The sequence below is a fragment of the Streptomyces mirabilis genome (assembly GCF_018310535.1).
In the GTDB taxonomy this organism is placed as follows: Bacteria; Actinomycetota; Actinomycetes; order Streptomycetales; family Streptomycetaceae; genus Streptomyces.
In genome coordinates, this window is sequence record NZ_CP074102.1 from 4,856,395 (window position 1) to 4,868,024 (window position 11,630).

Below are 11,630 nucleotides of genomic sequence, written 5' to 3' on the forward strand. Positions count from 1 at the left end.
TATGGGTGTCGGTTAGACGGACGGCCCGATGTCCGCGCTCGCTTTCTCTGAGTTCGCCATACACGGGGAGACCCCTCGGACAGCAAGAACAAGGACGTCGCTCGGACGTAGTGCATGGCACCGGAAGCGGCCAAGGGCCGGCCCTGGAGGAAACCCCTCCTGAGCCGGCCCTTCTTGCTGTGCCCCTGGCGGGATTCGAACCTGCGACACCCGCTCTAGGGATTCGATCCGGGTGCGCTCTGGCTGCTGCCGTCGACTGGTGCGACAAGTGGCCGGAGGGCCGAAGACTGCAAGGAACAGTCTTCGGCCCTCCGGCTGGGTGTAGCGGCCGTGCCGGCTGTGACGACGGGTGGCAGAGGGTGTGGGCCTCCGCGTCAGAGCACAGCCTCCAAGGCGGGTCAGTGGTGGCCGAGGTAGCGGTCCTGATCCCGGTGCTGGTCGCCGTACCAGCCGTGGCGCCCGCCCCGGTCCTGGTCCCGGTCCCGGTCGTGGCCCCGGTCCCAGCCCCAGCCCCGGTCCCGGTCCCGGTCCCGGTCGTGGCCCCGATCCCGGTCCCGGTCCCGGTCGTGGCCCCGGTCCCAGCCCCAGCCCCAGCCCCGGCCCCGGTCCCGGTCGCCGAAGTGGCCGTCGTGGTCGTGGTCGCTCCTGTGACTGTGCGAGTAACCCCTCCCGTTGTCGCGGTCGTGGCCGGCTCCGGCGGCCAGAGCCGGCATGGCGGCCGCGCCGACGAGTGCGCCCGAAGCCACACAGGTGGCGATCAGGCGGATCGTCGTACGAGAAACAGACATGAATCTGTCACCTCACGTTCGTGCACACCGACCCTGGTCGGGGCCGGGCGTGCAATCCGTAATTCCCGGCTCGGTGCCGAGGCCCACACTGTGGCCCTCCACTGCGACACCAGACCAAGGAAACGATTCGCGTTACAAAGTGCAGATATATCCGTAACTCTCCCTTGTATGGGCCATTGACGCTGGGGAGGGGACTCGGTGTCGGCTCTGTCCTGGCTTGGAATCACGCTGAGAGCAGGAAAAAGGGCAGCTGACAGTCCGTGACACTCTTGGCTGTCTCGCTGCCTCAACTCCTTCGAACGGCCCAATGGCTTCAGTAACGACGGGAGGCCTCTGTTCGGGGGACCCGTTGTGGTCCGCGGCGACCGGTCGATCGGCAGCAGGGTGTCGGGTGAGCCGGTCGTCAGACCTGTATGCAAATGGGCACCTACGGCGATCCGTAGGTGCCCTTCTCGCTGTGCCCCCGGCAGGATTCGAACCTGTGACACCCGCCAGGAGTGGGATCGAATCCTTGCCAGGTGGTGTCCGGCGCTGCTGCGTGGTGCTGTTTCACCTGGTCGGCACCACGCGGCTTCGTGCTCGATCCCGCGCATCACGCCATGTGTCGGACAGTCCGCTCACGCATCGGGCACGCGCGAAGGCCCGTTCGACCGCACGAGGTGACCTGGGAAGTCGCCGCAGTGGCTCATTACGCCATGCGCGGCACGTCGGCCCGCCCCGTCTGCGATTCAAGGCCCTTTGTCCGGGGAGCGTCGGGTGGCCGTCCGGAGGAGGCGATGCTGAAGTCGTCGGGCCTGGCCCGCCACGAGGACGTCGCGGTGCGGTACCTGCCGGTGACGGGGTCGCTGAACGTCTGCGGTGACTGGTACCACATGGTCGACCCGGTCAGGTTGCTGATGTACACCCGCCTTCGGGGACTCAGTCGGCTGATCGAACCCGCCCGGGGTCTGGGACGGACGGAAAGAGGGGGACGACTGCACGTCATGACGCGTCAGAAGGGGCCGTGGAGACTGCCGAGTCTGTCGGTCAGGCGCAGGTTCTCGGAGTAGTCGACGGGACACGCGATCACGGAAACCGTGTCGTCGTCGAGGGCGCGGCGCAGTACGGGCAGCAGCTGGTCGGCGGCTTCGATCGCGTAGCCGCGTGCGCCGAAGCTTGCGGCGTAGGCGACCAGGTCCGGGTTGGTGAACCGGGTGTGGCTGTGGCGGCCGAGTTCGAGTTCCATCTTCCAGGTGATCAGGCCGTATTCCTGGTCCACCAGGACGAGGACGACCAGCGGGACGCGCTCGCGGACGGCGGTCTCCAGTTCCTGGGAGTTCATCAGGAACGAGCCGTCGCCCATCATCGCCAGGACTCGCCGGTCCGGCCGGGCCAGCTTGGCGGCGATGGCACCCGGCAGCGCGAAGCCCATGGTGGACAGGCCGTTGGAGACCAGGCAGGTGTCCGGTTCGTAGGTCGGGTAGAGGCGGGCCATCCACATCTTTCCGGCGCCGGTGTCGGCGAGCACGATGTCGTGGCGGTCCAGCGCGGTGCGGACATCGTGCACCACGCGCTGCGGCACCAGAGGGAAAGCGTCGTTGTCGCGTCCGTACTGGAGTTCTTCGTCGAGCAGTGTACGGATCTTCTCGCTGCTTCCCGAGTCGTAGGTGAGTCCGTCGGGCAGTGCTGCGGCAAGCGCGTCCAGGGCCTGTGAGGGGTCCCCTTTGACGCCCACTGCCACCGGGTAGTGGGCGTCGACCTCAGCGGGGAAGCGGTGCACGTGAAGGATCCGCTTGTCGCCGTTCGGGTTGATCTTGGCCGGGTCGAACTCCTGGATCTCGTAGCCCACGCAGATCAGTACGTCGGCCGCGTCGAAGCCGAAGTTGCCGTAGTCGTGGCGCATGAAGCCGACCGTGCCGAGGGCGTTCGGGTGGTCGTCGGGGAAGACGCCCTTGCCGTGGAACGTGGTCGCGACCGGGATGTCCAGCCGTTCGGCGAACCGCACCAGGGCGGCCGAGGCCCCGGCTCTGGCGGCGCCGTGGCCCGCCAGCACCACGGGGTGCCGCGCGGCGGTGAGCACCTCGACCGCCCGCGCGATCTGGGAGGGGGACGGCGCGTCGGCGCGCACCGCATCGATCTGCAGGGGTGCCAGCGGCTCGGTGGGACGCTCCGCTTCGATGTCCTCCGGCACCGCCAGGAACACGGCGCCGGGACGCTCGCTCTGGGCGGTCTTGAACGCCTTGCGCGTCATCTCCGGCACCGCGTCCGGACACTCGATCTGGGCTGCCCACTGGGTGACGGGAGCGAACATGGACACCAGGTCGATGATCTGGTGTGACTCCTTGTGGATGCGCCGCAGGGACCCCTGGGCGGCCAGGGCCACCATCGGCGCGCTGTTGGTCATGGCGTCCGCGGTACCGAGGAGCAGATTGATCGCGCCGGGTCCCAGCGTGGCTGAGCACACCCCGGCGCGGCCGGTCAGCCGCCCGTAGATCTCCGCCATGAACGAGGCAGCCTGCTCGTGGCGCACCAGGACGTACCGGATCCCGGAGCCGTTCAGCGCGTCGACGAACCGGATGTTCTCCTCGCCGGGGATTCCGAAGACGTACTCCACGCCTTCGGCCCGCAGACAGCGCACCAACAGGTGCGCGACGTCCTCCACCGCTGCCGTGGTCCGCGCATCGGTCGATCCTTCGGTACCCATGAGACGAACGTAGGCACGCTCCGCCGGCCCCGGCCACTCATCAGCAGCCGAGCGAGGCGGCCGTTCGGGTACCTACGTCCCCACCTCGCCCGGGCTGTTCGGATGAGTTGTGGTGGCGGCTGCCAGGGACGGCCCGCACGCTGGACACGGAATCGCCGCCGCGCGCCGCGTGGCGCAAGGGCTCTGGGAGGACCGTGTGACTACTTCGTCGCCCGCTACCGACGCGCCGCCGGCCCGGTACGACGACTTGCGGGCGCTGGTGATCAACTGCACCCTCAAGCGCTCGCCGGAGACGAGTAACACTCAGGGGTTGATCGACCGGTGCACCGCCATCCTGGACGCGCAGGGAGTGCACGTGGATGTCGTACGGGCGGTGGACCACGACATCGCCACCGGTGTGTGGCCCGACATGACGGAGCACGGCTGGGAGACGGACGTCTGGCCGGACCTGTACCAGCAGGTCATGGAGGCCGACATTCTCGTGCTGGCCGGCCCCATCTGGCTGGGCGACAACAGCTCGGTGATGAAGCAGGTGATCGAACGCCTCTACTCCTGCTCCAGCCTGCTCAACGACGCCGGCCAGTACTCCTATTACGGCCGTGTCGGCGGATGCCTGATCACCGGCAACGAGGACGGAGTCAAGCACTGCGCCATGAACGTGCTCTACAGCCTCCAGCATCTGGGCTACACCATCCCACCCCAGGCCGACGCCGGATGGATCGGTGAGGCGGGTCCCGGCCCCTCGTACCTCGATCCCGGCTCGGGCGGTCCGGAGAACGACTTCACCAACCGCAACACCACCTTCATGACCTGGAACCTGCTGCATCTGGCCCGGGCGTTGAAGGACCTGGGTGGCATCCCGGCCTACGGCAACCAGCGCACCGCCTGGGACGCCGGCTGCCGCCGCGACTACGAGAACCCCGAGCACCGCTAGGGATTCACGCGTTCGGTCTCCTGGCGGTGTGCCGGGCACGTCGATGTGAGGGACTCAGCGGTGGTGGCCTCCGAAGACGACCAGACGCAGCAAGGTGAAGCGCACCACCGTCACCAGGGCGAAGCTCGGTACCAGCACCAGGGTCTCGTGTGCGGGTGAGGCGGTGGGCCGGTAGTGGCGGAAGAGCAGGACTGCTCCGGACGTGACCAGGTACGCCAGGACGAACAAGACGCCCGCCGCCAGGTGCGCCTGGACGGCACGGACCGGAGAGCCGCGGAAGGTCAGCCGCCGGTTCGCCTCGGTGTTGAGGACGGTGACGACGCTGAGGGAGGCCAGATTGGCCACGAGAGGAGGCGACCAGTGGCGCAGCACCCAGTACAGCAGGGCCTGACCCGCCGTGGAGGCGATGCCGATCATGGCGAACCAGCCAACCTGCCTGGTCAGGGTGGCGCGGCCGGGTCGGTCGGAGGCGCCGTGCCCTGCGCTGAGGCGTCGCACCTGTCCATCATGAGCCGGGACCCGGGGACCCGGGGGACCACTTGAAGCAGTTCTTCGACCGTTCGGCCGGTGACAGACACCCGCATGCACCTCAGGGCCGGACAGCCGCCCTGGCCTGTGTCAGCTTGTGAGTGTCCTGTTCGTCAGGCACAGGTCGCGGCATGGGATCGCCCCGTCATGGGGGCTGCTCGGCGACTGGAGGAGACGGCCGATGAAAAGTGGTGGACGGCCGTCGGGGCCGGCTCCATCCGATGAGTCGCAACGTCGGGGATCGGACGGAGACCGCACGCGGGCGTGGCGTGAGCGCGTGGAGGCTGCTCTGGCGGCTGCCACCACGCGAACCCGGGCGGCGGCGCGGCGCATCGGCCGGACGCCCCCGCCGCCGGGTCCGTTCCGCCCCGGGTTCTGGCGCAGTCCGATTCGCGGGCCCTGGCTGACCTCGGTGTTCGGCCTGGTGCTGCTGATCGGCATCCCGCTGCTGTTCATCACCGGACTGCTCTCCTACGCCGCCTACAACCCCGGGCTGAGCCCCCTCAACGACGAGACCCCGGACAAGGGCGTACTGGGTTTCTACCTCTTCAGTTGGCCCACGCACCCGTACTGGCTCTACCGACTGCTCCAGGGCGTGCACGTGACGCTGGGTGTGGTCCTGGTGCCGGTGCTGCTGGCCAAGTTGTGGTCGGTGATCCCGAAGCTGTTCGAGTGGCTGCCGGTGCGCTCCGTCGCCCATGGCCTGGAGCGGCTGTCCTTGCTGACGCTGGTCGGCGGGGTCATCTTCGAGTTCGTCACCGGCATCTTCAACATCCAGCTCTACTACGTCTTCCCGGGCTCGTTCTACCGCCTGCACTTCTACGGCGCCTGGGTGTTCATCGCCGCCTTCGTCGTCCACGTGTGCCTCAGACTCGGCCGGATGACCCGGGCCCTGCGCTCTCGCAGCCCGGGCGCCGAACTGCGCACCGACCTCGCCCACACCTTGCCCGAACCACCCGACCCCGACGGCCTGGTGGCAGCCGCTCCCGCCCCGCCGACGATGACGCGCCGCGGCGCGGTGGGCATGGTGGGAGCGGGATCGCTGCTCCTGCTCGCCGTGACCGCCGGCCAGAGCATCGGCGGCCGGCTGCGCGGCACCGCTCTCCTCGCACCGCACAACCGCGATCCGGGCAGCGGCCCCAGCAGCTTCCAGATCAACAAGACGGCGGCGGCCGTCGGCGTCACGCCCGCGCTCGTCGGACCGGATTGGCGACTGGAGATCCACGGACGCGGAGAGCCACTGATCTTCACCCGCGAGCAGCTCCTGGCGATGCCCCGGCATGCCGCCGCACTGCCGATCGCCTGCGTGGAGGGATGGTCAACCGACGACCAGCACTGGAGCGGCCTCCGGCTGGTCGACCTCGCCGCCATGGCCGGCATGTCCGCCGCCGGAAGCGTTCTGGTCGAATCCATCCAACCCCCCGGCCCCTTCACCAGGGTGGTGTTGCGGGGCAATCAGATCCGCGACCCCCGAGCACTGCTCGCCCTCCGCGTCAACGGCGCGGACCTCTCACTCGACCACGGCTACCCGGCCCGCATCATCGTCCCGGCCAACCCCGGCGTGAACAACACCAAGTGGGTCCACCGGCTCACCTTCAGGGCGTGACCATGGCACGATTCGTCCGCTGGTACGGCTCAGGCCCCCTGCACTTTCTCGTCCTCATCGCCTCGTTCGCCCTCACCGGCTACGCCATGGTGCGTCTGTTCGCCGTACAGCCGCTGCAGGTGGCGATCTGGTTCGTCGGTGCCGCCATCCTCCACGACCTGATCCTGCTGCCCCTGTACTCGCTGGCCGACCTGTCGGCCCTCTCCGTACTACGGCATCGCGCTGCCGCCGGACCGACGGTGCCGTGGATCAACTACCTGCGCGTCCCCGCCTTCCTGTCCGGTCTGCTCCTGCTGGTCTGGTTCCCCCTCGTCTTCCGACTTGCGGTCCCCTACCCCGGTGACACCGGGTTGTCCTACGACGTCTACCTCGGTCGATGGCTGGCGATCACCGGCGTGCTCTTCGCCGCCTCCGCAGTGGCCCTCGCGCTCAGGCTTCGCCGCGTCCGGCGGGCCGGCCGCGGCGACGAGAACCGACCCGCCACAGGTCATGGGGCCACACCGTGACGACCGACGAGGACGAGTTGTACGGCGTCGGCGAGGATCCCTACGCGCTGCCCTGCGACCCGGCCGCGGACCGGTGTATCTGCGGCTGGTGGACGGGCGCCGGATCCGAATGCCGGTGCACTGCCGGCACGAGCGGCCCACGGTGGTACGCCGACCGTGTGGGTCAGCAACAGCCGGGCGGTTACGACACCGAGCACACCGCTCACGCAAACGGCCCCGGACGAGACGTCCGAGGCCGAGCAGGACCCCTGACTGGGAGAGAAACCCCAGGTCAGCGACCCAGGGCGGCTTCGCCGCCCGCCGTGGGACGGGTAAATGGGCAGGACGAACGCCCCGTAGCCCTTGATCAACACCGTGCCGCGGGGTGGCAACGCAGGAGGCGAGGTCAGCTACCTGCGGTTATGCCCACGCCGGTTCGTATTTACGCGTCAGAGAGATAGTGAATGATGCCCCGGCAGGATTCGAACCTGCGACACCCGCTGTAGGAGTTTTGCCTGGACAGGGGAAGCCGCCTATGGCTTGGGCACGGGTTGCTCCCCCGAGCCTCGGACGATCAGTCGTGTGGGAACGGTGATGGTGCGGGCGCGGGAGCGGTCGCCGTCGAGTCGTGCCAGCGCCATGGTGGCCGCTGTTCTGCCGAGTTCTTCCGCGTCCTGGGCGACGACGGTCAGGGCCGGTTCGAGTGCCTCGGCCAGCGCTACGTCGTCGAAGGCGACGACGGCGACATCCTTGCGCTTGCTGCGGGCCAGTTCGGCCACGATGCCCAGCGCCATGATGTTGTTGCCGGCGAACAGGGCAGTGGGGGGATCGGCCAGGCCGAGGAGTTGGGCGGTCGCGGCCTCGGCGCCCTGCTGGTCGTGGGCGTTGGTGACGAGTGAGCGGTCGTAGGGGATGTCGGCTTCCTGCAGCGCGGAGCGGTAGCCGGCCAGACGTTCACGGCGGGTGTACAGCTTCGGGGGCAGGTCGCCGACGAAGCTGATGCGCCGGTGGCCGTGGGCGATGAGGTGGGCGACGCCGTCGTGGGCTCCGGCGCGGTTGGAGCTGACGATGCTGTCCGTGGCGAGGCCGGCTCCGGGGCGGTCGAGGAAGACGACGGGCAGTCCCGCCGTGCGGTGGGACTTGAGGTGGGAGTGGTCCGCGCCGACGGACGGAACGACGATCAGGATGCTGACCCGCCGGGCGAGGAACTTGTCCGTCAGGGCGCGTTCGCGATCGGGGTCGTCCGCGGAGGAGCCCATGAGCAGGGTCAGTCCGCGGTCGCGGACGGTGTCCTCAATGGCTCGGGCCACGGCTCCGAAGAAGGGGTTGGCGAGGTCGGGAATGACCAGGCCGATGGTGGTGTCCGGGCCGCCGACGCGGATGTTGCGGGCCATCAGGTTCGGCTGGAAGCCGAGCTTGGCCACTGCGGCCAGCACCTGTTCCCTGGTCTGCGCGGAGGCGGGTCCGTCCTCGTTGAGGACTCGGGAGACCGTCTTGGCGCTGACGCCGACTTCGCGGGCGACGTCGGCCAGGGTGGGGCGGCGGTTCGCTGCCATGGAGAAACCGTCTCCTGAGGGCTCTCGGTTCCGGCCGCGGCCTCGGCCGGAAACTGCGAGAGCTGGGTTGTGCCGTCAGGTGGCCTGGACTCCGGCGGCCTTCGCGGCCTTGGAATCCGCTACGACAGTATCTCCGGCCTCGTCGATGCTGAGCGCGCCGGTCATGATGGCGACGACCTCGGCCATGGAGTAGTCGGACGGCTTGATCACGGCAGCGCGCCGGCCCAGCCGGTGGACGTGGATCCGGTCGGCGATCTCGAAGACGTGGGGCATGTTGTGGCTGATCAGAACGACCGGCATGCCCTTGTCGCGAACGCGGCGGATGAGGTCCAGGACCTGACCGGACTCCTTGACGCCGAGGGCTGCGGTGGGCTCGTCCATGACGACGACGCTGCGGGCCCAGGCGACGGAACGGGCGACCGCAACGGCCTGCCGCTGTCCGCCGGAGAGCGTCTCCACCGACTGCGTCAGCGAGCGCAGGCCGATCTTCAGGTCGGCCATGTGCTCGGCGGCCTCCTGCCGCATCCGCTTCTTGTCCAGCATGCGGAAGACACTGCCGAGCACGCCGGGACGGCGGAGCTCACGCCCGAGGAACATGTTCGAGGCGATGTCCATGAAGGCCGCCACGGCGAGGTCCTGATAGACCGTCTCGATGCCGTGGGCTCGGGCACTTTGCGGGCCGGAGAAGGTGATGGGCTCCCCGTTGAGGCGTATCTCGCCGGCGTCGGGGACCACCGCGCCGGTGAGGGCCTTGATCAGGCTGGTTTTGCCGGCGCCGTTGTCGCCGATGACGGCGAGGACCTCGCCGGGGAGCAGGTCGAAGTCGGCGCCGTCGATGGCGGTGACGTGCCCGTAGCGCTTGACCAGACCACGGGCCTGCAGAACGGGTGTGGGGGAAGTGGTGGCGGTCATTGGGCCTTCTTCCGGGAGATCTGGTCGACGGTCACCGCGAGGATCACCAGAACACCGGTGATCAGGGTCTGGTAGATGGAGGCGACGCCCATCAGCTGGAGGCCGTTGCGGAAGACGCCGACGATGAGAACGCCGATGAAGGTGCCCAGGACCGATCCGCGTCCGCCGAAGAGGCTGGTGCCGCCGAGGACCACGGCGGTGATGCTGTCGAGGTTGTCGGTCTGTCCCGCCTGGGGGTCGCCGACTCCGGTGCGGGAGATGAGCAGCAGGGCGGCGATCCCGTACAGCAGACCCGCCACGGTGTAGATACCGATCGTCAGCCGGGAGGTGCGGATACCGTTCAGCCGCGCCGCTTCCTGGCTGTTGCCCAAGGCGTAGACGTGCCGGCCCCAGCCGGTGCTGCTCAGCGCGTAGGCGAGCAGGAGGAACAGGGCGATGGTGACCAGGGAGCCGTAGGTGATGTCGGTGTGGCCGAGCGGGAAGGTCTGCCCGAGGGCCGTCAGCGGGCCGGGCAGGTTGGTGACCGTCTGCTCCTCGGAGTAGATGTGGGTCAGCGCGAACGCCACGTTGAGCATGCCGAGGGTGACGATGAACGGCGGCAGCGGGATCTTCTGCACCAGCAGCCCGTTGAGCAGCCCGAAGCCGCCGCAGACCGCTATGCCCAGCGCGATGGCGACGAGCGGCGGCAGGGAGCCCTCGGCGGCCATCTTGGCGATCATGATGCTGCCGAACGCCATCACGGCTCCGCAGGACAGGTCGATGCCCGCGGTGAGGATGATCAGGGTCTGTCCGATGGCGAGGGTGCCGACGACCATCACCTGCTGCACGATCAGCGAGAAGTTGCCGCCGGTGAGGAACTGGTCGGTCGAGAGGGCGAAGAAGGCGCAGGCGAGAAGGAGGGCGACCAGAGGGCCGGTGGTCGGTGCCGTGAGCAGTCTGCGGGCCGTGGTCGGCGCTTTGAGCTCGGCGTACGGCGTGGTCGTGGCTGTCATGCGAAGTCCTTGTCGGAAGACAGAAGTCCCGGTGGGAGGACAAGGGGGCGGCCGTCCCCGGTCGGGGAGGTGGGGCCGGCCGCCCCGCTGAGGGGTTTGGAAATGGCGGCCAGGGGTGGGTGAGCGGCTCAGCCCCAGCAGTTGTCCAGGCCGTAGGCGGTGTCCTTCGACGTGACCCCGTCCTGCGCCTTGTCGGTGATCAGCGTGACGCCGGTGTCGGTGTAACCGGACGCTTTCTTGCCGTCCTTGGCGTACGTCACGACGGCCTTGACGCCCTCGGCGGCCATCTTCAGCGGGTACTGCTGCGAAGTCGCGGCGATCTTGCCGTCCTTGACGGCCTGGGTGCCGGTGCAGCCACCGTCGACCGAGACGATCAGGACGTCCTTCTCCCGGCCCTTGGCCTTCAGCGCGGTGTACGCACCCAGGGCCGCCGGTTCGTTGATGGTGTAGACGACGTTGATGCCGGGCGCCTTCTGCAGGCAGTTCTCCATCGCGGTCTGGCCCTTGGCCTGGTCGCCACCCGTGTCCTGGGCGCACACGACGTCCTTTTCGGTGGCGCCGAAGCCCTTCAGGAATCCGTTGTGCCGCTGGACGCCGACGGAGACACCCGGCGCGAGGTCGAGGGCGGCTATCTTCGCCGTCTTGCCCTTCATGGCGGCCTTGGCGTACTCGCCGATCAGCTGGCCGGCCTTGAGGTTGTCGGTGGCGAAGAGGGCGTCGACCGCGCTCTCCGGCTCGGTCGGGGTGTCCAGGGCGATGACCAGGACACCCTTGGCGCGGGCTTTCTGGATCGCGGGCACGATCGCCTTGGAGTCGCTCGGGGTGATCAGGATGCCCTTCACGCCGGCGGCGACCATGTTCTCGATGGCCGTGACCTGACCTGCGTTGTCCCCGTCGAACTTGCCTGCCGCGGTGGACAGTTGGGCGCCATTCTCCTTGGCGGCCTTCTCCGCGCCCTCCTTCATCTTCACGAAGAACGGGTTGGTGTCGGTCTTGGTGATCAGACCGACCTTGACGCTGCCCGATCCGGTGCTCGTGGTGCCCGATCCCGATCCGGATCCACAGGCGGTCAGGGCGAGGGCTGCGACACCCGTGCAGGCAGCGGCTCTGAGCAAGGGGGAGGGCAGACGAGAGATGCGTGACATG

10 protein-coding genes are annotated in these 11,630 nt (G+C 68.6%); 3 read left to right on the plus strand and 7 right to left on the minus strand.

Annotation, left to right across the window (positions count from 1 at the left end; all coding sequences use genetic code 11):
- Positions 1 to 398: 398 nt before the first annotated feature.
- Both SMIR_RS21560 and SMIR_RS21565 read right to left on the minus strand, forming a co-directional pair.
- The gene (locus SMIR_RS21560; protein ID WP_212727259.1) at positions 399 to 788 is read right to left on the minus strand and encodes a hypothetical protein; all 390 of its coding nucleotides are present in this window, start codon (positions 786 to 788) and stop codon (positions 399 to 401) included.
- Positions 789 to 1,779: 991 nt separating this feature from the next.
- Positions 1,780 to 3,471 (minus strand): acetolactate synthase large subunit, encoded by a 1,692-nt coding sequence (locus SMIR_RS21565; protein ID WP_168492661.1) that lies wholly within the window; start codon positions 3,469 to 3,471, stop codon positions 1,780 to 1,782.
- 196 nt (positions 3,472 to 3,667) lie between these two features.
- Here SMIR_RS21565 and SMIR_RS21570 point away from each other — a divergent pair, with 196 nt between their 5' ends.
- A complete protein-coding gene (locus SMIR_RS21570; protein WP_168492659.1) occupies positions 3,668 to 4,405 on the plus strand; it encodes a flavodoxin family protein in 738 nt (245 codons plus the stop codon).
- Between the two features lie 54 nt (positions 4,406 to 4,459).
- On the opposite strand, the gene SMIR_RS21575 is transcribed toward SMIR_RS21570, so the two are convergent.
- Positions 4,460 to 4,903 (minus strand): GtrA family protein, encoded by a 444-nt coding sequence (locus SMIR_RS21575; RefSeq protein WP_248002961.1) that lies wholly within the window; start codon positions 4,901 to 4,903, stop codon positions 4,460 to 4,462.
- Between the two features lie 307 nt (positions 4,904 to 5,210).
- Between SMIR_RS21575 and SMIR_RS21580 the strand changes: the two genes are divergently transcribed.
- Together SMIR_RS21580 and SMIR_RS21585 are read left to right on the plus strand one after the other, a co-directional pair.
- Positions 5,211 to 6,539 carry a molybdopterin-dependent oxidoreductase gene (locus tag SMIR_RS21580; protein ID WP_248002960.1) on the plus strand — a complete coding sequence of 443 codons (1,329 nt, stop codon included), beginning with the start codon at positions 5,211 to 5,213 and terminating at the stop codon, positions 6,537 to 6,539.
- A 2-nt stretch (positions 6,540 to 6,541) separates the two neighbouring features.
- A complete protein-coding gene (locus SMIR_RS21585) occupies positions 6,542 to 7,045 on the plus strand; it encodes a hypothetical protein (protein WP_168501098.1) in 504 nt (167 codons plus the stop codon).
- A gap of 512 nt (positions 7,046 to 7,557) precedes the next feature.
- Here the strand turns inward: SMIR_RS21585 and SMIR_RS21590 are convergent.
- The 4 genes from SMIR_RS21590 to SMIR_RS21605 all read right to left on the minus strand — a co-directional run bounded on the left by SMIR_RS21590 (position 7,558) and on the right by SMIR_RS21605 (position 11,629).
- A complete protein-coding gene (locus tag SMIR_RS21590; RefSeq protein ID WP_168492655.1) occupies positions 7,558 to 8,580 on the minus strand; it encodes a LacI family DNA-binding transcriptional regulator in 1,023 nt (340 codons plus the stop codon).
- A 75-nt stretch (positions 8,581 to 8,655) separates the two neighbouring features.
- Complete coding sequence (locus SMIR_RS21595) at positions 8,656 to 9,492, minus strand: ATP-binding cassette domain-containing protein (protein ID WP_168492653.1); 837 nt, start codon at positions 9,490 to 9,492, stop codon at positions 8,656 to 8,658.
- A complete protein-coding gene (locus SMIR_RS21600; protein WP_168492651.1) occupies positions 9,489 to 10,484 on the minus strand; it encodes an ABC transporter permease in 996 nt (331 codons plus the stop codon). The genes SMIR_RS21595 and SMIR_RS21600 overlap by 4 nt, the downstream gene beginning before the upstream one ends.
- Before the next feature lie 128 nt (positions 10,485 to 10,612).
- The gene (locus SMIR_RS21605) at positions 10,613 to 11,629 is read right to left on the minus strand and encodes a sugar ABC transporter substrate-binding protein (protein ID WP_212727260.1); all 1,017 of its coding nucleotides are present in this window, start codon (positions 11,627 to 11,629) and stop codon (positions 10,613 to 10,615) included.
- Between the last annotated feature and the right edge of the window lies 1 nt (position 11,630).